The organism is Actinomycetospora lemnae (genome assembly GCF_028737315.1).
In the GTDB taxonomy this organism is placed as follows: Bacteria; Actinomycetota; Actinomycetes; order Mycobacteriales; family Pseudonocardiaceae; genus Actinomycetospora; species Actinomycetospora lemnae.
Genome location: NZ_JAQZAO010000006.1, coordinates 337,272 through 358,091, shown reverse-complemented (window position 1 = coordinate 358,091; position 20,820 = coordinate 337,272). Strand labels below are relative to the sequence as shown.

The window sequence follows — 20,820 nt, the reverse complement described above, 5'->3', positions numbered from 1 at the left end:
GCGGCTACCCGTGCCGCCGCCCGGCGACGCCGGGTGCGCCGGCGCGGGCTCAGCGCGTCGCCGGCGTGATCGCCGCGCCGCCGCCGAAGCCCGCGACGCCGGTGGTCTCGACCCCGATGCCGAGGTAGGCGTTGACCAGCACCGGCGCGGCGCCGGGCCGGGTGTCGCGGTCGGCGCCGGTGCGCGCGTCGAGCACGACGGGGCCGTTGACCGTCGTCCCGTACACCGCGCCGTGCCAGGCCGTCGTCATCTGCGGGGCCACGCGGTTGGCGGCGGGGTCCGGCAGCTCCCACAGCGGGGCGGCCGTGCCGGCGTCGACGGCGAAGACGCGGGTGTCGCCGCCGCAGACGGTGGTGGCCGCCTCGTCCCAGACGCAGCGCGGCGGCGTGTACGTGCGCCCGACGTCGACGGTGCGCACCGTGGCACCGCGCGCGTCGACGAAGCGCAGCGACGCCGCGGGCGCCGACAGCGTCGTCGCCGTCGTGCGCCCGCTCACCACGGCGAGCCCCGGCCCGGCGACGGTGATCCGCGGGTCCCGGAGCACCTCGGGCAGCGTGAACCGCCGCAGCCCGGTGACGACGTCGAGCCCGACGACCGTCGAGTCGGCGTAGGCGCCGCTCCCCCCCGGCGCGGTGGCGACCCCGACCGCGGTGCCCCCGGCCGGACCGTCGGCGAGCAGGGCGTCCACGGCCACGCCGTCGGCGCTCCACAGCACCCGCCGGCTGGTGAGGTCGACGCCGAGCGCCGTGCGCTGGGTGTCGGTGCTGGCGGTGAGCACGGCGACCCCGGCCACCACCCCGGCCACCTCCAGGGCGACCGCCGGCGGGCGCTCGGTCCACGGCAGCACGGTCGGCGCGTTCCAGCGCAGCGCACCGCTCGCCGCGTCGAAGGCGAGCAGGTCGACGGCGAGACCGGGCGGCGTCGTGCCCGACCCCGGGATGACGCTGCCCGCGCCGACCAGGACCCCGCCGTCCGGGCTCGCGACGGGACGCCCGGCGGCGAACCGGTCCGTTGGCGCGTCGGTGCCGGGGACCGGGGTGCCGGTGGAGTCGACGCGCGCGACGCGCCCGCCGTCGGTGATCCAGATCGCGGTGCCGACCAGGGCCGCGGGCAGCGCGTCGGGGTCCCGCCCGAACACCGACGTCCCCGAGCCCCCGAACAGCGTGCCGGTGGGGGCGCCGAATCCGGTGGGCGGGTCGAAGGCCGGCGGCGGGGCCGCGGTGGTGGGCGCGCCCCCGCAGCCGGCGAGCAGCAGGGCCGTCAGGAGGGGGGCGACCACCGTCGCGGCCAGCCGGTCACGCACGCCGCGCAGGATTCCACGACACGCTCACTCGGTCGGGACGGCCTCGTCGGACGATCGACGGGGGGACACGACGGGCAGCGGACCGGTGGCCTGGGCGAGGCGGCGCTGGGCGCGCGCGACGCGGGCGGCGAGCTCGGCCGCGGCGGCCTGCTCGGCCCGGAGGGCCTTGCGCTCGGCGCGCGTGAGGCGCGGAGGCGTGTCGTCCCCGGCGTGCTCGGACGGGGCGTCGGCACGGCGGCGCAGGAACGACATCGGCTCTCCTCGATCACCTCGAGCGGGTTCTCGCGAGGAGTGTCGTCGCGATCATCGAGGACGTGACCTGCGATCACACCATCGTGTCGCAGCTGTGACCGTGTCCGGGAACGGGACCGGACGCCGGGTCACGGGAGGGGACGAACCGGGCGTCACGCGGGGTGCGCCGGGGCCTCCGCGACCGTCCCGGCGATCAGGTCGGCCGCCCGCTCCCCCAGCATCAGGGCGGTCGCGGCGGGCCCGCGGCGGGGCACGGTCGGCAGCACCGAGGTGTCGACGACCCGCAGCCCGCGCAGCCCGTGCACGCGCAGCTCGGGGTCGACGACGGCGTCGGGGTCCGACGCCGGGCCGAGCTTCGCGGTGCTGCAGAGGTGCGCCGAGGTCGTGAGGTGGGCGGTGATCCAGGCGTCGAGGGCGCGGTCGTCGCTCCCGCGGGTGGGGTCGAGCGCGAGCCCGCCGACGGCGAGCATCTCCCCCGCCCGGCGGACCACCTGGCGCATGCGGGCCCGGTCGTGGCCCGACACGAGGTAGCGGTGCTCGAGGCGCGGGGGCTCGCCCGGCCCGGACGCGAAGCCCATCACCCCGCGGCTCTCCGGGGCCTGGAGCGCGCACATGAGGTGGCACGGCCCGTCCGGCGCGAACGGCCGGGCGAACAGGAGGATCTCGAGGTCGCCCGCGGGGTCGTCGCCGGCGTCGAGGTGCACGACCGCCTGCGCGCCGGGCGCCTCGGGGTGCAGGCCGTCACCGGGGTCGGGGAAGGCGAGGTAGACGCTCGGGTGGTCGCCGTAGCCCCGTCCGACGCCGCGCAGCTCGTGGCGCACCGGCAGCCCGGCGGTGTGCAGGGCGTCCGGTGGCCCGACGCCCGAGAGCGCGAGCAGCTGCGGGGTGCACACCGACCCGGCCGCGAGCACCACCTCCCCGGCCTCGATCCGCTCGCCGTCGGCGCACTCCACGCCCACGGCGCGGTCGCCGACGAGCAGCACCCGGGCGACGGTGACGTCCCCCCGCACGGCGAGGTTCTCCCGCGCGAGGTGGGGCAGCACGTAGGCCATCGCGGCGTTCACGCGCACCCCGCGGCGCACGTTGCCCGGGACGAGCCCCGCGCCGGGCGGCTGGTCGCCGTTCTTGTCCGGCTCGGCGGGCACGCCGACCCGCGCCGCGGCGGCGAGGAAGCGCTCGGTGACCGGCGCGCGCAGCTCGCCCGCGGGGCGCACGACCGGCACCGGGCCGCGGTCGCCGTGCAGGGGGCCGCGCACGTCGAGGTCCCGCTCGCCGCGGATGTAGTACGGCAGCGTCGCCTCGTACGACCAGCCCGGCCACGCGTCGAGGTCCGCGCGCGTCGCCCGGAGGTGGTTGGCGCCGTTGACCGCGCTCGACCCGCCGAGCAGGCGCCCGCGCCCGACCCGCGTGTGCTTGCCGGGCAGCAGCTCGACCCCGACGTCCCACGTGTGCGGGCCGTCGGGGTCGGCGGCGGCCAGCGAGGCGACGTCACGGACGTCGGGGGAGAACGCCGCCGCGTCGGACACCGCCGTCCCGGCCTCGAGCAGCAGCACCCGACGACGCGGGTCCTCGGTGAGGCGCCCGGCCAGCGCGCAGCCGGCCGAGCCCCCGCCGACGACCACGACGTCCCAGCTCATGGCCCCGGCATACCCGGATCTAGCGCGGCGTGTCGGAGAGCTGCTCCTGCGGGCGCGCCGCGACCCACTCCGGCACCGTGTCCGTGTTCACCGCGAACCACAGGTCGCGTCCCGCGCCCTCGTCGAGGTAGACGACCGACTGGTCGCCCTCCATCCCCGTCCCGCTCACCGGCACCGTCAGGAACGAGACGTTGGAGTTCCGCAGGTCGCGCATCCCGAAGGCGAGCTGGGCGAGGCCGGTGTTGGACAGCGAGTCGTCGACGCCGACGTGGCGCGTCACGGTGTCGACGAGGGTGTAGGCCCGGGCCGGGTCGGACAGCGTCCCCGACGACAGGGCCTGCTGCAGGAACGCCCGCAGGGCCGCCTGCTGGCGCCGGACGCGGTCGAGGTCGCCGCCGGGCAGGTTCTCGCGATCGCGGACGTAGACCAGCGCCTGCTCGCCGTTGAGGTGCTGCTCGCCGGCCGGGACGACGACGCCGTCGCGCTCGGACGCCTGGCCGACGTTGACGTCGATGCCGCCGACGGCGTCGGTCATCTGCGCGAAGCCCGCGAAGTCGATGACCGCGAAGTGGTCGATGTGCACGCGCGAGACCTGCTCGACGGTCTGGATGAGCAGCGGCGGCCCGCCGAACGCGTACGCCGCGTTGATCTTGTTGCGGCCGTGGCCGGGGACGTCGACCCACGAGTCGCGCGGGATCGAGACGATGCTCGCGCTCTGCCCGTCCTCGGCGATCGATGCCACCATGATCACGTCGCTGCGCTGCGAGCCGAACACGGCGTCGGGCGCGGCGTCGGTGCCCGTGGTGGCCTCCGGGGACCGCGTGTCGGTGCCCATCAGCAGGAACGTCTGGCCGGCGGCGTCCGAGGGCCGCGTCGACGGGTCGATCGGGGCGAACACCGACGGGTAGCGGCCGACCTGCGACCCGAGCTGCTGGGTGACGATGACGACGCCCGCCGCGGCGAGCAGGACCAGCACCAGCAGGGCGATCAGCCCGTACACCAGCGCGCGGAGCCCTCGCCGCCGCCGTCCGCGCTCCTCCTGCTCCGGCGCCGGCCCCCCGCCGTCGATCATCCCGCCGATGCTCATGCCCCGACCATCCCTGCTCCCGCGGACCGGCCACCGTTGCTCGGTCACTCCCGTACCTCTCGGAGGACGGGCGGCAGGCGTTACGCGTTGCGCGGCGTCGGCGCCCGTTCCGATCGGCCCAGCGTGGCAGCCGCTCCCCGCGCCGTGACGCGCGGTACGGCGCGCCGAGCTGCGGTTCGTCGCGGGTGGCCCGCCGCCGCCCGCCCGGACGCGGGGGCGCACGCCGCTGCTGTGACGGCCGTCCTACGCTCGGTCGGGTGACCCCCGATCGTGACGCCGGCGAGTCCGTGCTGGACCCGCCCGGGACCCCCCTCGCCGAGCCCGCCGAGCCCGCCGGACTCTCCGGCCTCGCCGCCGAGGTCGCCGTGGGGCCGGTGCCAAGGCCGCGGCCCGAGGTCCTCGCCCGGGTGCTCGACGGCCTGCGCGAGCTCCCGGCCGCCCGGCGCCCGCCCCGCGACGGCCGCGACGACGCCGACGCCGGGCCCGCCATGCCGCTGCCGCGCCGCCGCTCCTGAGCAGCGGAAGATCAGGAGCGCGACACGCCGGAGCGACACGCCGGCCGCAGGTGCGTCACGCGCTCCTGATCGCCGGGACGCGCCGGGACCCAGGCGACGCCGACCCGTTCGCCGCGGGTGAACGGGACGACGGCGCGGGGCCGGCGTGCCTACGGTGGTCGCCACGACCGCCGCGCTCCTGCGAGCGCAGGAGCGGGAGGAGGAAGCCGTGACCGTCCCCGACCCCGGACACCCCGACGCCCGGCCCACCCGACGCCCGTCGAGCGGGCTCGACCCCATGCCGTCGTCGACGCCGCCGCCCCCGCTGGGCGACCGGCCGCCCGAGCCCGAGCCGCCGCGCCGCCCGACGCCCGGCGACCCGGCCCCGGACGGCACGCTCGTCCTCGTCGCCGCCGGCCGCGACGACCGCCGGCGCCACGTCGTCGACGTCACCTCCGGCGAGCTCGGCGACCCCACCGGGCTGCGGGCGCGCTGCGGCGCCGCGGTCGAGCAGGTCGTGCCCGGCCTGCGCGCCGAGCAGGCCGACTGCCCCGGCTGCCTGCTCTCGGTGCACCGTTGACCGACCCCGCCCAGCGGAGTGATCGAAGTACCGATGCGGACGTTCAGTGTCCGTGACGGCACTTCGCTGACACGTCACTCGTCGTCGGGGCCCGCGCGGCGGACGCAGAGCAGGCGGTCGCCGCGCTCGAGGGCGTCGACCTCCGGGGCGTCGATGGCGTGCACGTGCCCGTCGCGCACGACGCCGAGCACGATGTCGCGCAGGTGCCGCGGGGACCCGCCGACCTCGGCCTCGGTGACCGTCCGCTCGCCGATGCTCATGCCGGCCTCGGGCGAGATGAGGTCCTCGACCACCGACACGACCGCCGGCGTCGTCGTCGCCATGCCGAGCAGGCGGCCCGCCGTCTCGGCGGACACGACGACCGAGTCGGCGCCCGACTGCCGCAGCAGGTGCACGTTCTCGGCCTCGCGCACGGCGGCCGTGATCGTGATCTTCGGGGCCATCTCGCGCGCGGTCAGCGTCACCATGACCGCGGTGTCGTCGCGGTTGGTGGCGACGACCAGCGCCGTCGCGTGCGGGAGGCCCGCGGTCCGCAGCACCGACGACTGGGTCGCGTCGCCGCGCACGGTGACCAGCCCCAGCGCCGACGCCGCGTCCAGGCGACCCCGGTCGGTGTCGACGACGACGATGTGGTCGACGTCGTGGCCGTCGCCGCGCAGCGTCGTCACCGCGGCCTGACCCTTCGTCCCGTAGCCCACGACCACCACGTGGTTGCGCACGCGCGACCTCCACCGTCGGATGCGGAACGCCTGCCGGGACCGTTCGGTGAGCAGCTCGACCGTGGTGCCGACCAGCACGATGAGGAACAGCAGGCGCAGGGGCGTGATCGCCAGGATCGTCCACAGCCGCGCCGACTCGGTGACGGGCACGATGTCGCCGTAGCCGGTGGTCGAGAGCGAGACCGTGGCGTAGTACAACGCGTCGACGAAGCCGATGCCGTCGTCGTTGTTGTTGTCGATGTAGCCGTCGGCCTGGAACCAGACGATCAGCGTCGCCGCGAGCAGCGCCCCGACCGCCATGACGAGGCGCCGGACGAGCGCCATGACCGGGCCGACCCGGCCCTCGGGCATGAGGACCATGGCCCCGACCGACGCGCCGGCGGGCGCCACGTCCCGCGACACCCGGTTCCGCAGGACCATCCCGGCCCCTCCCGCGCTCAGACCCCCGACCGATGGCGGGCCCGACGCCGCGCCGGGTGGAGGTTACTCGCGCGGACCGTCAGGTCGCGGGGTACCGGTGGTAGCCGGGGAAGTTGCCGTAGAGGTTCTCCCCGGGCGGGCCCTCGGTGACGGCCTGCACCAGGTACTCGCCGCCGACGAACGCGCCCTTCCACGACTCGCCGCGCCCGCCGAACGCCTCGTCCTTGTCGCCGCGGGAGCGCAGCTTGTTGATCCCGACCTTGAACGCCTGGACCTGCTCGGCGAGGCGCTCGCCGTGCCGGGTGTCGTCCGTGGCGATGCTCGCGACGAGCGCGCCGTTGGAGGCGTTCATCTGGGCCAGCAGCTCGGCCTCGGTGTCGACGACGACGATCGAGTCGACCGGGCCGAACGGCTCCTCGTGCATGAGCCGCGAGGCCCCCGGCGGGGCGAGCATCGACACCGGCGCGTGGTAGGCCGAGGTGTCCTGGCCGGCGACGAAGCGGCCGTGGTCGAGGCTCCCGCGGTAGAGCGGGATCGCGCCGTGGCGCAGGGCCTCGGCGACGCTGTCGTCGAGCTCCCGGGCCTTGCCCGCCGAGATCAGCGGGCCGAAGTCGAGGGCGGGCAGGTCGTCGGTCGACCCCGCGGACCCCTGCTCCACCGCCAGCGGGTGCCCGAAGCGCACCCCGTCGAGCACCGGCAGGTACGTCGCGAGGAACTGGTCGACGAGCTTGCGCTGCACGACGAAGCGCGGGTAGGCGGTGCAGCGCTGCTTGGCGTACTCGAAGCCCTTCTTGAGGATCTCCGAGAACGACTCCCAGTCGGAGAACTCCCAGACGCCCCAGGTGTTGAGACCCTCCTGCTCGAGCATGTGCCGCTTGCCGGTGTCGGCGAGCTGCGCGGCGACCTTGCCCCCGTTGGAGCGCCCGCCGACGAACGCGAGCGCGCCGATCTCGGGCGAGCGGATCAGCGCGTCGGAGAGCTCGGAGCCGTCGCCGGAGAGCAGCGTGACCGGCAGCCCCTCGCGCACCATGAGCGCGTGGGCGACGGTGAGCGTCATCCACCCGCCCTGGGTGGGGGTCTTGGCGACGACGCCGTTCCCGGCGAGCAGCTGCACGAGCTCGGCGTGCACCTGCACGCTCATCGGATAGTTCCAGCTCGCGATGTTCGAGACCGGCCCCTCGAGCGGCACCCGCTTGGCCGGCGCGCCCTCGACGTCGCGCGAGAGCATCCCCTCGATCTCGTCGACGTACCAGCGCACGCCGGAGATGGCGCGGTCGACGTCGGAGCACGCCGCCTTCCACGGCTTGCCGATCTCCCAGGCCAGCAGCAGGGCGAGGTCGTCGCGGGCGGACTCGATCGCGTCGAGGGCCGACGACACGCGGCGCCGGCGCTCGTCGAGCTCGGTGCCCGCCCACCCGCGGTGGCTCTGCGCGGCGCGCTGCACGGCGTCGGTGGCCGTGGCGGAGTCGACCTTGAGCATGGTGCCCAGCGACGAGCCGTCGTTGGGGCTGGTCTGCTCGGCGGGCGTGCCGACCGCCCGCCACTCCCCGTCGATGAGGTTCGCGGGCCCGTCGTCGGCGAAGGCCTCGCCGACGAGGTCGCGGACCCGTCCGGTCACCGCGGACCAGGTCAGGTTCTCGGGGACGTGCAGTGTCCCGGTGTCGTCGCTCATGGCCGTCCTCCCGTGTGGCGGTCGTGGGCGTCGACCGACACTAGGCACCCGATGCGCCCTCCGGAACCGCCGGAGCGGAGGGGATACCGACCGGTCCCGGCCGGATCCGGACCTATCGGGTGGCGGTGACGAACGCCGAGCGGCCGTTGAGCCGCCGCGTCAGCGGGTCGAGCTCGCGGCCCCACCCGGCGGCGACGTCGACCGCGACGTCGCGGCGGACCGTCCAGCCGAGGGCGGCGAGCCGGTCGCCGGGGTCGGGGCGGTCGTCGGTGTGGAGCAGCGCGGGCATGTCGACGCCGATCCCCGCCGCCACCCGGCGGAACGCGGGGTCCTCGAGCTGGCGGCCGATGTCGGTGAAGTCCTCGACGGCGATCCGCGAGCCCGCCGCCGAGCGCTCGTGCACCGCCGCGAGCAGCGCCTCCTGCGCCTCGGCGGGCAGGTAGGGCAGCAGGCCCTCGGCGAGCCAGGCCGTCGGGGCGGTCGGGTCGAGGCCGGCGCGGTCGAGGGCGGCGGGCCAGTCGTCGCGCAGGTCGACCGCGACCGTGCGGCGGTCGCAGCGGGCGGCGGCCCCGTCCTCGGCGAGGACGTCGTCCTTGAACGCCAGCACCGCGGGCTGGTCGATCTCCCAGAGCGTCGTGCCCTCGGCCCAGGCGAGCCGCTGCGCCCGCGCGTCCAGCCCGGCGGCGAGGATGACGGCCTGCCGGACGCCGTCGCGCCCCGCGGCCGCGAAGAACTCGTCGAAGAAGCGGGTCCGCACGCCCATGTACCCCGACATCATCTGCCAGAGCTCGTCGTCGGAGTCGTCGCGCGGCGGGGTCGGACGCGTCGGCAGCGGGTGCGGGGGCGCTGCGGCCGCCACGAAGCGCTCGGCGTAGGGGTCGGAGATCAGCCCGTCGGCGCGGTGCGTGTCGACCGACCGTCCGGCCGCCACCACGAGCGCCGTCAGCCCGACGCTCGACACGATGTCCCACTGCTCGTACCGGTTCACGCGATCGCCTCCCGCTCATAGTTAGTTCGCCTAACAATCTTCCTTGAGTCCGTGCTGGAGATCAACGAGGAGTGAGCGCGCTGACACAGCGGGTGGCGATCAGGTTCAGCGCGTGACATGCGTCGGCGAGCGGTACCCCCGCGCGAGTGAATGGTTGAAATCTTGAGTCAGAGGCTGGGCATCCTCGCGTCACCACTCGTGACAGCGACCCCACGTGGGCCCCTTCATCGTCACTCGACGGTGTCACGGGCCACGGGTCACCGGGACGGCGCGCGGTACCCCAGCGCCGAGCGCGGAGGAGGAGCCGATGGACCACGATCCCCGGTGCTGCGCCCGCACCGACCCCACGGCGGGCGAGCCCGGCACCGACGCGGGTCCCGTCGACCCGACCGACCCGGCGACCCCGTGCGAGGCGACGGCCGGGATCGACGACCCGGTCACGGCCGAGCAGGTGGGGAACATCGACTGGATCGCGGTGCAGACCGAGCTCGACCGGTGCGACGGCTACGTCGTGCTCGCCGTCGACCCGCAGACCGGCGAGGTCGACGCCCACGGCCCGTATCCCGGGCTCGACGCGCTGCAGACCGCCGACGGTCTGCGGCAGACCCTCGACCGGGAGGGTCTCCACGACGTCGTCGTCCGCGTCGTGCGCTGGCACCAGCAGCGCGGGGGCGACACGGCCGCCTGAGCCGCCCACGGGTGCGCTGCGCGCAGGTGAGCAGAAAGACGGGCTGTGGCACTTCTTGCTGCTCACCTGCGCCCGGTGTCGAGGTGGGAGAGCGCGCCGAGGGTGTCCAGGCGCGCGGACAGGTCGTCGCCCTCGACGTGCGCGACGGTGAGGTCCAGGTCGGCATCGGCGATCACCACAACCAGCCGGCGCAGTTGGCGATGCGGACGGGGCGGTCGGACGGGTCGGTCACGGGCATCCTCCCGGCGGTGCGACGGCGTTCTTCGACACGAACGGTCAGGCCTGACGGTTCGCAGCCTGCACCGCCGCCGCGGGGGGCCGCTCAGTGACCCACGTCACTGCGACGTGAGAGCAACCTGAGCACCCGTCACCCGTACGGCTCACGGCAGGCCACGGACGCCGCTCTACCGTTCTCCGTGCCGACTGGTGGTCGGTGTGCAGCAGCGCCCGACGCTGATCGGGCCAGGGGGGAACACCGCATGAAGACGATCACGCTCGTCCTGGGAGGCCTGGGCGGCCTCGCCGTCACGTCCTGGGTCGCGGCCCCGACGGTGTCCATGAGCACGCGGGGCACCATCGACCAGCGCACCCGCGCCGCGTGGCGGGCCGTGCCGAGGGACGTCGCACCGGTGGCCGTCGTGCCCGCGCAGCGCCGCGTACCGGGCGTGGAGCGCATCCCGGCCTGAGGCCGGTCGGGCCACGGGACGCAGCCGCGGCAGGGGCTCGACGGGCGAGCCGCCGGCGAGGCCGCGCCCGGGTGACCTCGGAGTCGTCGGCCCCGACCGGGCCGTCACCGGGCCGCGACACGCCCGCCGGAGGGATCGATCCCGCTGGTCGCGAGCGGCCGGTATACCGGCGCCATGCGCACCCTCGAGGTCACCAAGCTGCGGGACCTGACCGGGCCGGGCCACACGGACGACTACGGGATCGGCGGGACGGACCTCGGCGCGGCGGTGCTCGCGCCCGACGGGCGGCTGGTCGCCGTCTTCGGCGACACCTTCGAGAGCAAGCACGCGGGCGGACCGGGCTGGCGCTCGCCGGTGATCCTCTTCGGCGACCCCGCGACGGTGCGCAGCGACGGAGGCGTGCGGTGGACCGGCTCCGCGGGGGGCGACCACCCCTACGCCGAGCAGGTCATCTCCTACCGCCACAACGCCCGCATCGGCGGGCGGTTCGGCGGTCTCGTGGGCGGCACGCGGATCACCACGCAGCTGCCCACCGACCTCATCACCATCGGCGACGAGATGTACCTGCACGTCATGGCCTGCGAGGGGCTCGGCAACGTGCACTGGACCGAGATCCACCGCTCGCGCGACAACGGCGTCACCTGGGAGTCGACGGGCCTGTCCTGGCCGGGCGGGCACCTCGGCGGGCTCTTCCAGATGCTGACCTGGGAGCTCGGCCCCGACGGCTACGTCTACGCGCTGACCACGGGCTTCCAGCGCGACAAGCCCCTGCTGCTGCACCGCGTGCCCGCCGACCAGCTGCTCGACGCCGCCGCGTGGGAGGGCTGGGGCTTCGCCGGCGGGGCCTGGGCGTGGGGCAACCCGCCGACGCCCGTGCTGCCCGGCGCGTTCGGCGAGCTCTCGCTGCGCTGCGTCGGCGACCAGTGGTGGCTCGCGCTGTTCGACGCCGGCAACTACCGCATCGACCTCGTCCCGATGCCCCAGGGCCCGACCACCGACCTCACCACCGCCGAGCGCCTCACCGTGATCGCCGGGTGCGGCTGGGGCGACGAGGACCACGGCTGCGGGCGCGTCGCCCAGTGCTACGGCGGCTACATCCTCCCCGGCTCCACGCCGCAGGAGATGCACCTCGTCGTCAGCCAGTGGCACACCCACGACAACTGGCCGTACCGGGCCATGCACTTCCGCGCGCGGATCGGCCCCTAGACCGCGCGGGCGAACACCACGGTGTTGTCGCGGTAGGAGCCCGCGCCCGCGTCGAAGCTCCCGCCGCAGGTGATCAGCCGCAGCTCGGGGCCGCGCGTGGGCCCGTAGACGCGGTCGGTGGGGAAGGCGTCCTTGGGGACGACGACCACCTCGGTGACCTCGAAGGTGACCGTGACGCCGTCGGCGCGCACGACGTCCGCGCGGTCGCCGGGGCGCAGCCGGCCGAGCTCGTAGAACACCGACGGCCCCGACGTCGCGGAGTCCACGTGCCCGATGAGCACCGACGGGCCCTGGCGCCCCGGGGTGACCGAGTACCGGAACCACGCGGCGTGGCCGTAGCCCGGCGAGCCCTCGGCGGGGACCTCCATGGTGCGGTCGGGGTTGAGCCCGACCTGGTCGACCGGCGAGTCCACCCCGATCGCCGGGATGCGCAGGGTCGCGGGCGGGGAGGTGCTCTCTCCGGGCGCGGGCGTGGGCGTGGGTGTGGGTGTGGGTGTGGCCGGCGAGGACGGGGGCGGCGGGCCGGCGGCGACGGGCCCGGGCGGCGGGGGTGCCGACGTCTGGTGTCCGGCGGCCCAGCCCAGCAGCGCCACCCCGAGCACCGCGAGCACCACCGCCCCCGCGACCAGGGCCCGGCGCGCGCGGTCGGGGGTGGGCGCGGGTCCCGGCCCGGGCCCCGCCCCCGTCCCGGTGATCACGGGCACCTCATGCACCTCGCCGGCCCGCTCGGGGTCCGTGCGGTGCTCCTGATCTCGCTCGGCGGGGTCGGGCACGCCGCTCACGGTGCTCCCCTCCGGCCCGCGCGGCGAGCCGGCGCACCCCGTACACGCCGGCCGACGCACGACGACCCCGCACACCGGCCGGTGGGCGGGGTCGTCGGTGTCACGGTCGTCGAGGTGCTCAGCCCGCGGATCGGCGACGGCGCGCGGCCACGCCGCCCAGCGCGCCGGCCCCGGCCAGCGCGAGCGCGCCGGCACCGATGAGGCCCGCGTGCTCGACGCCCGAGGTCGAGCCGCCGCCGGTGGCGACGCCGCCCGACGGGGTCTGGCTCGTGCCGCCGCCCGTGCCCGAGCCCGACCCGTCGCTCGAGCCGCTGCCTGAACCCGAGCCGCTGCCCGAACCCGAGCCGCTGCCGTCCTGCGACCCCGAGCCGTCGGCGTTCGTCCCGCCCGGTGCGCCGGTGCCCCCGGCGCCGCCGCCACCGGGCGCGGTGCCCGCACCCGGCTGCCCCGCCGCACCCGGCTGCCCCGCCGCACCCGGCTGCCCCGCGGCACCGGGCTGCCCCGGCGCACCCGGCTGACCGGCGCCCGGCTGCCCCTGGCCCGCTGCGGCGTTCGGCGGCCCCGCGGGCGCCGGGGCCGCCGCCGGCTGCTCCTGCGAGCAGCCGGCGAGCACGCCGAGGGACAGCGCGCCGGCGAGCGCCGGTGCCCAGAGCAGGCGTGTCGTGTTCCTGGAGATCACGGGTTTCCCCTCCCGATGAGTCGCGGCACGCCAGCCCCGACGGGGCGTGACGCGGTCGCGCAGACCCTTCCCGGCGGCCCCGAGCCGCACACCCTCCCGGTGCAAGGCGTTGCGACGAACGGCCGTGCACCACCTGTCGAACGGAGCGTCGTGATCGACTCCGTGGATCACTAGCGTGCTCGCGGTGCTCGGCATCGTGCGGCCCTGCCGCCACCATCTCCCGCCCGCGCTGCACCGCCGGTGGGCGGCGCACCTCTGCGGGACCTGCCTCGCGCTGCGCGACGGTCACGGCCAGCTCGCCCGCACCGCGACGAACGTCGACGCCCTGCTGGTCTCGGTGCTCACCGCGGCCCAGACGACGACGCCCGACCGGCACGCCGGCCCCTGCCCCGCCCGCGGGATGCGCACCGCCACCGTCGTCTCCGGTGACGGCGCCCGCCTCGCCGCCCACGCCGCGCTGCTGCTCGCGGCCGGGCACCTCGCCGACCACGTCGACGACCGCCAGGGCGTCCTGCGCCACCGGTCGGCGGCGGCGCTGACCCGGCGGGTCGCCGACCGGTGGAGCGCCCGGGCCCGCGCCACCGCGCCCGCGGGGTTCGACCCCTCGGCCCTGCTCGCGGTGCCGGCCCGCCAGCACGCGGTCGAGCACGCGTCGGGGCCCGTCACCCTCGACGAGGTCACCGCACCGACCGCCGACGCGGTGGCCGCGGCCTTCGCGCACACCGCCGTCCTCGCCGGCCGCCCGGACAACGCCGCCCCGCTGGCCCGCGCCGGCGCCGCCTTCGGCCGGCTGGCGCACCTCCTGGACGCCCTCGACGACCTCGACGACGACCGGCGCACCGGCCGCTGGAACCCGGTCGACGCCACCGGGGCCGGCGTCCGGGCCACCACGGCGGCGGCGCGCGCCCAGGCCGCGACCCTCGCCGCGACGCTGCCCGCCGTCGAGCTCCCCGACCCCCACGGCCTCGACGCGCGCCTCGCCCACCGCCTCCTCGTCCACGAGACCGCGCGCGCCCTCGACCGCACGTGCGTCCGGACGGAGCAGCCGTCCACCGACCACCCGCCGCAGCCCGGCGACCGTCCCCCGGTTCGAGGGCCGCGCGGGCTCGTCGGCGGCTGTGTCGCGGCGGCGGGCCTCTGCTGCACGGGACAGCTCTGCTGCGCCGACCCGATCACCGGGCCGTGGAGCGGGCAGCCGCGGTCCAATCCCTGCGCGAGCTGCTGCGACGGCACGGAGTGCGGCTGCGACTGCTGCGACGGCTGCTCGGAGTGCGGCAGCTGTTGCGACTGCTGTTCGTGTGGCAACTGACGGCACCGGACCCGACGAACGGGCGAACTCGCGCGCCGAAGGGGCGACCCGCCGTTGCCGACCCGCTCCCGCGCCGTTGGACCCGTCCGGGTGATGCTGACCCGCGTCCCCCCGCGCACCCCGGCGGGCACCGACCACGAGCGGAGGCACGAGGAGCGCATGTCGCAGGCGACGCTGGTGGCCGGGCGGTACCAGCTCGGCCCGAGCCTGGGCCGTGGCGGCATGGCGGACGTGCACGCGGGCCACGACGTGCGGCTGGGGCGCGAGGTCGCGATCAAGGTGCTGCGCGCCGACCTCGCCCGCGACCCCTCGTTCCGCCTGCGCTTCGAGCGCGAGGCGCAGAACGTGGCGTCGCTCAACCACCCGGGCATCGTCGCGGTCTACGACACCGGCGAGGTGGCCGCGGAGGGCATCGGCCTCCCGTACATCGTCATGGAGTACGTCAGCGGCTCCACGCTGCGCGACCTCCTGCGCACCCACGGGCCGATGCCGCCCGAGCGCGCGTGCGCGGTGATGGCCGACGTCTGCGCGGCCCTGGGCTTCAGCCACGACCACGGCGTCGTGCACCGCGACGTCAAGCCGGCCAACATCATGATCACGCCGGGCGACGTCGTGAAGGTGATGGACTTCGGCATCGCCCGCGCCCTCACCGAGACCGGCCCGGCGCTGACCGGCGACATGGTCATCGGGACCGCGCAGTACCTCTCGCCCGAGCAGGGGCTCGGCCAGGAGGTCGACGCGCGCGCCGACGTCTACGCCGCCGGGTGCGTGCTGTTCGAGCTGCTCACCGGCGAGCCGCCGTTCACCGCCGACAGCCCCGTCGCGATCGTCTACCAGCACGTGCGGGAGGACCCGCCGCTGCTCGCGACGCTCACCCCGCCCGGCGTCGTCGTGCCGACGGAGCTCGAGGCCGTCGTGCGCCGGGCGATGGCGAAGAACCCCGACAACCGCTACGAGACCGCCGCCGACATGCGCGCGGACCTCCTGCGGGTCCTCGCGGGCGAGCGGCCGGACGCCCCGGCGGTGCTCGCCGAGCACGAGCGGGTCAGCCGCGAGGGCGCCGACCCGACCGACCCGGGCCGGCGTCGGGCGCGCGGCGGTCGGTCCGGCGCCCTCGACGACACCGCCGAGACCGTCCTGACCCCCGAGCTCGCGCGGGGCGGCCACCGCGGGACCCGCACCGGGGCCCACGCCGCCGCCGGGTCGTCCCGACGGCGCGGACGCCTGGTGGCGGTCGCGGCCGTGCTCGCGGTGCTGCTCGGCGGCGCCGGGTGGTGGGCGCTCGGCCCCACGGACAGCGAGGTCCCGCGCCTGGTCGGGCTCACCCGCGGCGAGGCCGAGCGGACGCTCGCCGACGCCGGCCTCGCCGCGATCGTCGTCCCCACGGCCTCGCCGCCCGAGCAGGTCGACCGGGTCGTCGCGGTGACCCCGGACGTCGGGGCCCGCGTCGACGAGGCCTCGTCGGTGACGCTGCGGGTCGGGCGCGGCCCGGGGCTGGTGCAGGTCCCGCTGCTGGTGGGCCGCAGCCCGGAGGCCGCGCGCGTGGCGGCCGAGGGCGCGGGGCTCGTGCTCACGCCGGTGCCCCGCCTGCGCGAGACCGACGACCCGACCGAGGTGGGCCAGGTCGTCGGCCAGGACCCCGTCCCCGGCTCGCTGCGCCCCGCCGGCGGCGCGATCGAGCTGACCATCGGCCAGCGGCGCGCGACGCTGCAGGTGCCCGACGTCGTGGGCCGCTCGCAGGCCTCCGCCGAGGCGACGCTCGAGGGCGTGGGCCTGGAGGTGTCGGTGCGTGAGGTCGACGGGGGCGGCGCGGCCGGCACCGTCGTGGCCCTGCAGCCCGGGGTGGGCACCGCCGTGCCCCGGGGCAGCACGGTGACCGTCGACGTCGTGCGGGCCGGGTCGTCGTCGGGGACCGGCGACGGGTCCGGCGAGGGCGGCGACGGCGGCACCGGGACGGGCGACGCCGAGGGCGGCGCGACCGGCGATCCCGGTGCGGGCGAGACCGGGGACACCACGGACGACACCGGCACGGGTCAGGACGACGGGTTCTTCGACGACCTGTTCGGCTGATCGGGACGGGTGCGCACGGACCGTCCCGGCCGCGGGCCCTTCGGCTGATCGGCCCTGCGGCTGGAGTCCACCGGACGGCCCATCAAGAACCGCCGCGCGGCGCTCGATGCAGAGGGTGACAGCACGTCGGCCCGTCGCACCGAGGGACGTGATCCACGATGTTCCGCCGCTCGACCACCACCACCCGCGCCCGTCGTTCCACCGCCGTGCTGGGTCACGGCGACACGGTCGGCACCCTCGGCCCCGAGGACGCGGGACCCCGCCACACCCGCCGCGCGAAGCAGCGGAAGGCCATCGACGACGCCGCCCTGCAGGCGCGCCTCGACCGGGTGCACCGCCGACTCGCGGAGGTCGGCTCGGTCCGGGTGACGGGGCGTGCCCACGTCATCGGCAACGAGGACGCCCGCCGCGACCCGCTGACCCGCCCGTTCGCGGCGGTCGACGGGGTCCCGGCCGCGCGCCGCTCGCACACCGCCCCGCTGCCGCACCCCGCCTGAGCGGAGCTGCTCACCCTCGGTGATGGTTCGCCACGATTATCGCGAACCCCCTGGCTGAGGTCTCCTCGCGAACACACACTGTCACCGCTCGCGCGGCTGCGCGCGCGGTGACGTCGCCGGGCCCTGCCCGGCCCGCGAGGAGGAGGACGCGTGCACCCCGTGGAGCCCGTGCCCCGGCCGGCCGCCGGTCGCCGCCCCGCGCGCGGGCGCGCCCTCACGGTGCCGCAGCTCGAGCTCACCCACGGTGACCAGCGCCTGGTGGTGCCGACGGGGCGGGCCCTGACGATCGGGCGGGACGAGGCCGCCGGGTTCCAGGTGGTGCACCCCCTCGTCTCGCGGGTGCACGCCGAGCTCCGCCCGCTGCCGACGGGGTGGGAGCTGGTCGACCGCAGCCAGAACGGCGTCTACGTCGGCGGGGAGCGGCTCGCGCAGCTGCGCCTGTCCCCCGGTGCGACGCCGCGGCTGACGCTCACGCTCGGGGTCGGCGGCCCCGAGGTCCGCCTCGTGCTGCGGGCGGTGGGCGCCGACCCCGGGGCCCCGCCGGTCCCGATGCTCGCCCCGGCCGCCCGGCCCGCCGTCGCACCCGCGGCGACGCCCGCGGTGGGGATGCCGCCCGTCGGGACCCCGTCCGGTGCCACCCGGCGCCTCGGCACCCCGAGCCGTGGCACCCCCGCCGCCGACACCCCCGCCGCCGACACCCCGGCTCCGTCCGGGCCCAGCACCCAGGGCCGCTTCTCGGCGGTGCACCGCCTCCCGTCCGCGCCGCCGCTCCGGGAGGACACGCCGCCCGCGGGCACCCCGGGGCCCGCCGCCCCGCCCGCGTCCGGTGGTCGCATCCGCATCGGCCGTGCCGACGACAACGACGTCGTCGTCGGAGACCTGCTCGTCTCCCGCCACCACGCCGAGCTCCTCCCCGACGGCAGGGGCGGCTGGGAGCTGGTCGACCTCGGCAGCCCCAACGGCACCTACGTCGACGGGCGCCGCATCCGTCGCGTCCCGCTGCGGCCGGGGATGCTCGTCGGCATCGGGCACGCGCTGTTCCACCTCGACGTCGGCCAGGACGGATCGGTCCGGCTGGTCGAGCGCGAGGACGCCGGCGCGATCGCGTTCCGCGCCCAGGACCTCGTCGTGCGCACCCCCAGGGGCCGCACCCTGCTCGACGGGGTCGGGTTCGCGCTGGAGGAGAACAGCCTGCTCGCGGTGGTGGGGCCTTCGGGGGCCGGGAAGTCGACGCTGCTGCGCGCCCTGACCGGCTTCCGGCCCGCCGACGAGGGCGTGGTCACCTACGCCGACCGCGACCTCTACGCCGACTACGACGAACTGCGCCAGCGCATCGGCCTCGTGCCGCAGGACGACATCCTGCACCCCCAGCTCACGGTGCGGCGCGCGCTCGCCTACGCCGCGCGGCTGCGCTTCCCGTCGGACACCACGGAGGACGAGCGGGACCGCCGGATCGAGGAGGTCATCGGCGAGCTCGGGCTGACCGGGCAGGCCGACCAGCGCATCGACTCCCTCTCCGGCGGCCAGCGCAAACGCACCTCGGTCGCCCTCGAACTGCTCACCCGCCCCTCCCTGCTCTTCCTCGACGAACCCACCAGCGGCCTCGACCCCGGCCTCGACAAGAGCGTCATGCACACCCTGCGCGGCCTCGCCGACGACGGACGCACCGTCGTCGTGGTCACCCACAACGTCGCCAACCTCGACGTCTGCGACCGCCTCCTGCTCCTGGCCCCCGGCGGCACCGTCGGCTACTTCGGACCACCCCAGGAAGCCCTGGCCTACTTCGGCGTCACCGACTTCGCCGACCTGTTCCTGCTCCTCGACCGCGACAAGACCGTCGACTGGGCCGACCGCTACCGCCGCTCCCCGCTGGGCGAGCGCTACATCGGCACCGCGCCGCCCTCGCGCGCACCCGCGGTCCGCGGGCCGGCCCCGGTGGTGCCCGCGGCCCCGCCGCCGCGCCAGCAGTCCGCGATCGCGCAGTTCGGGGTGCTCGCCCGGCGCTACCTCGCGGTGATCGCCGCCGACCGCCAGTACACGATCTTCATGGCGGCCCTGCCGTTGCTGCTGGCGGCGCTGTCGCACGCACTGCCGGTGGACACCGGGCTCTCGCTCGCCGAGCAGCTGCGCGGGGTGCCGGGCGCGCCGCAGAGCCTGCTCATGGTGTTCATCGTCGGCGCGGCGCTGATGGGGTCGGCGGCGTCGATCCGCGAGCTGGTGAAGGAGCGCGAGATCTACCGCCGCGAGCGGGCGATCGGGCTCTCGCGCGCGGCGTACCTGCTGTCCAAGGTCGTGGTGCTCGCCGTCGTCACGGGCCTGCAGGCGGTGGTGCTGGGCGTGCTCGGGACGATCGGGCGCCCGGGTCCGGACGAGGCCGTCGTCCTCGCCGACCCGCGCCTGGAGATCCTCGTCGCGATCGCCGCGACCACCATCGCCAGCATGGCCGTCGGGCTCGCGGTCTCGGCGTGGATCGACAACGCCGACCGCGGGATGCCGTTGCTGGTGCTGCTCGCGATGCTGCAGTTCATCCTGTCCAGCGCGCTCCTGCAGATCCAGGACAGCCCGGTCCTCGCCCAGCTGTCGTGGCTCGTGCCGGCGCGCTGGGGCTTCGCGCTGGGGGCCTCGACGATCGGCGTGCGCAGCGGTCCCGGCGTCCCGCCCCCCTACACCGACGCCGAGCCGTTGTGGGCCCACGACGCCGCCACCTGGCTGTTCGACCTCGGGGCGATCACCGGCGTCACGGTGCTGTTCGTCGTCGTCACCGCGCTGCTGCTGCGCCGCCTCGACCCACGGGCCCGGCGGCCGCGATGAGCACCGGGACCACCGCGCGGGCGGACCGGATCGCGGTCCGGATCGTGTCGCGCGCCGCGCCGGTGCAGCCCGCCGCGTCAGCCGCACCGGCGGCGGGCCGCTACGTCCCCGTCCCCACCGGCACGCCCGCCCCGGGGCTCGCGGCCGTCCCGACGCCGCGTCCGGCGCCGTCGCCCCGCGTCGAGGTCAGCCCGCCCGTTCCGCCCGCCCCGCCGACCCCGACCCCACCGCCGCCGCCGCCCGACCGAGGCCGACGGCCGGGCCGGCGCCTGTCGGCGGTGCTGCTCGGGTTCGTGATCGGCCTGGTGGTGGGGCTGCTCGGCGTGGCCGGGATGGTCGCCGTCGTCGGCTGGCCGCCGGGCCCCGACCGCGCCGCGCCCGGGGCCGCGCCCGCGCCCGTGCTGCCCGGCCGGCTCGCCGCCGCGTTCCCCGACCTCACCGCCCTCGGCACGGCCTGCGCGGCGTACCCTCCGGGTGCTGACGAGTACGTGACCTCGACCGGCGCCCGCCCCGTCGCGGTGGTCCGCTGCGACCACGGCGCCGCGGTGCCGGGCGGCTTCGTCTACTACGCGGAGTGGCCGACGGTCGCCGACGCGCTGCGGTGGCAGGCCGACCAGGTGCAGTGGGGTCCCAGCGTCGACGGCGCCGTGCAGTGGCGGGACGGGGGCGGGCAGCTCCAGGGTCCGTGGCACACCCGGGCGGCCGCCGACGGCACGGTCTACGCCACCGCTGCGTACTCCGAACGGCCGTACACCTTCGACGTCGTCACCCGGTCGGCGCAGGACTCCCAGCGCATGCGCTCCGTCCTCCACCTGCGCCCCGCGACGGAGGTCCCGGGCTGACGGAGACCGCGAGATGTGACGCCGAGTAAGGGAACTCTGCGAAATGTGTGAGGGCTATGGCCTGCCTCGGGGCCATCGCACATACTCTCGGTGACTTT

At 76.5% G+C, this 20,820-nt stretch carries 19 protein-coding genes; 10 read left to right on the top strand and 9 right to left on the bottom strand.

Annotated features, from left to right (window positions below):
• Positions 1-49 precede the first annotated feature (49 nt).
• From PGB27_RS16220 to PGB27_RS16205, 4 genes are all read right to left on the bottom strand, one after another.
• Positions 50-1,303, bottom strand: a complete 1,254-nt coding sequence (locus PGB27_RS16220; protein ID WP_274201410.1) for a hypothetical protein — start codon at positions 1,301-1,303, stop codon at positions 50-52.
• Between the two features lie 24 nt (positions 1,304-1,327).
• Positions 1,328-1,555 (bottom strand): hypothetical protein, encoded by a 228-nt coding sequence (locus PGB27_RS16215; RefSeq protein WP_274201409.1) that lies wholly within the window; start codon positions 1,553-1,555, stop codon positions 1,328-1,330.
• 152 nt (positions 1,556-1,707) lie between these two features.
• Positions 1,708-3,192: a mycofactocin dehydrogenase MftG gene (gene mftG, locus PGB27_RS16210; protein WP_274201408.1), complete on the bottom strand. Its 1,485-nt coding sequence runs from the start codon at positions 3,190-3,192 to the stop codon at positions 1,708-1,710.
• Between the two features lie 19 nt (positions 3,193-3,211).
• Positions 3,212-4,279: an LCP family protein gene (locus tag PGB27_RS16205; protein ID WP_274201407.1), complete on the bottom strand. Its 1,068-nt coding sequence runs from the start codon at positions 4,277-4,279 to the stop codon at positions 3,212-3,214.
• A gap of 257 nt (positions 4,280-4,536) precedes the next feature.
• Between PGB27_RS16205 and PGB27_RS16200 the strand changes: the two genes are divergently transcribed.
• Together PGB27_RS16200 and PGB27_RS16195 are read left to right on the top strand one after the other, a co-directional pair.
• Positions 4,537-4,794, top strand: a complete 258-nt coding sequence (locus PGB27_RS16200; RefSeq protein ID WP_274201406.1) for a hypothetical protein — start codon at positions 4,537-4,539, stop codon at positions 4,792-4,794.
• A 208-nt stretch (positions 4,795-5,002) separates the two neighbouring features.
• On the top strand, positions 5,003-5,353 hold the full coding sequence (locus PGB27_RS16195) for a hypothetical protein (RefSeq protein WP_274201405.1): 351 nt from the start codon (positions 5,003-5,005) through the stop codon (positions 5,351-5,353).
• A gap of 74 nt (positions 5,354-5,427) precedes the next feature.
• Here PGB27_RS16195 and PGB27_RS16190 read toward each other — a convergent pair whose 3' ends face one another.
• The 3 genes from PGB27_RS16190 to PGB27_RS16180 form a co-directional block, all read right to left on the bottom strand.
• Positions 5,428-6,492, bottom strand: a complete 1,065-nt coding sequence (locus PGB27_RS16190) for a potassium channel family protein (protein WP_274201404.1) — start codon at positions 6,490-6,492, stop codon at positions 5,428-5,430.
• A gap of 79 nt (positions 6,493-6,571) precedes the next feature.
• Positions 6,572-8,164 (bottom strand): aldehyde dehydrogenase family protein, encoded by a 1,593-nt coding sequence (locus tag PGB27_RS16185; RefSeq protein WP_274201403.1) that lies wholly within the window; start codon positions 8,162-8,164, stop codon positions 6,572-6,574.
• 112 nt (positions 8,165-8,276) lie between these two features.
• Entirely contained in the window at positions 8,277-9,152 is an 876-nt protein-coding gene (locus PGB27_RS16180) for an SAM-dependent methyltransferase (RefSeq protein ID WP_274201402.1), read from the bottom strand.
• 307 nt (positions 9,153-9,459) lie between these two features.
• Between PGB27_RS16180 and PGB27_RS16175 the strand changes: the two genes are divergently transcribed.
• The 3 genes from PGB27_RS16175 (at position 9,460) to PGB27_RS16165 (ending at position 11,732) form a co-directional block, all read left to right on the top strand.
• Positions 9,460-9,840, top strand: a complete 381-nt coding sequence (locus PGB27_RS16175; protein ID WP_274201401.1) for a hypothetical protein — start codon at positions 9,460-9,462, stop codon at positions 9,838-9,840.
• Between the two features lie 479 nt (positions 9,841-10,319).
• A complete protein-coding gene (locus PGB27_RS16170) occupies positions 10,320-10,526 on the top strand; it encodes a hypothetical protein (RefSeq protein ID WP_274201400.1) in 207 nt (68 codons plus the stop codon).
• 174 nt (positions 10,527-10,700) lie between these two features.
• Positions 10,701-11,732, top strand: a complete 1,032-nt coding sequence (locus PGB27_RS16165) for a DUF4185 domain-containing protein (RefSeq protein ID WP_274201399.1) — start codon at positions 10,701-10,703, stop codon at positions 11,730-11,732.
• Here PGB27_RS16165 and PGB27_RS16160 read toward each other — a convergent pair.
• A complete protein-coding gene (locus PGB27_RS16160) occupies positions 11,729-12,514 on the bottom strand; it encodes a class F sortase (protein WP_274201398.1) in 786 nt (261 codons plus the stop codon). The genes PGB27_RS16165 and PGB27_RS16160 overlap by 4 nt on opposite strands.
• A gap of 118 nt (positions 12,515-12,632) precedes the next feature.
• Complete coding sequence (locus tag PGB27_RS16155; RefSeq protein WP_274201397.1) at positions 12,633-13,193, bottom strand: hypothetical protein; 561 nt, start codon at positions 13,191-13,193, stop codon at positions 12,633-12,635.
• A gap of 184 nt (positions 13,194-13,377) precedes the next feature.
• On the opposite strand from PGB27_RS16155, the gene PGB27_RS16150 reads away from it, so the two are divergent.
• The 5 genes from PGB27_RS16150 to PGB27_RS16130 all read left to right on the top strand — a co-directional run bounded on the left by PGB27_RS16150 (position 13,378) and on the right by PGB27_RS16130 (position 20,722).
• Positions 13,378-14,502: a DUF5685 family protein gene (locus tag PGB27_RS16150; protein ID WP_274201396.1), complete on the top strand. Its 1,125-nt coding sequence runs from the start codon at positions 13,378-13,380 to the stop codon at positions 14,500-14,502.
• Between the two features lie 159 nt (positions 14,503-14,661).
• Positions 14,662-16,572 (top strand): Stk1 family PASTA domain-containing Ser/Thr kinase, encoded by a 1,911-nt coding sequence (gene pknB, locus PGB27_RS16145; RefSeq protein ID WP_274201395.1) that lies wholly within the window; start codon positions 14,662-14,664, stop codon positions 16,570-16,572.
• 158 nt (positions 16,573-16,730) lie between these two features.
• Positions 16,731-17,069 (top strand): hypothetical protein, encoded by a 339-nt coding sequence (locus tag PGB27_RS16140; protein ID WP_274201394.1) that lies wholly within the window; start codon positions 16,731-16,733, stop codon positions 17,067-17,069.
• Between the two features lie 150 nt (positions 17,070-17,219).
• Positions 17,220-19,880: an ATP-binding cassette domain-containing protein gene (locus PGB27_RS16135; RefSeq protein ID WP_274201393.1), complete on the top strand. Its 2,661-nt coding sequence runs from the start codon at positions 17,220-17,222 to the stop codon at positions 19,878-19,880.
• Positions 19,877-20,722, top strand: a complete 846-nt coding sequence (locus PGB27_RS16130; protein ID WP_274201392.1) for a hypothetical protein — start codon at positions 19,877-19,879, stop codon at positions 20,720-20,722. Before PGB27_RS16135 ends, PGB27_RS16130 begins: the two co-directional genes overlap by 4 nt.
• Positions 20,723-20,820: the final 98 nt, after the last annotated feature.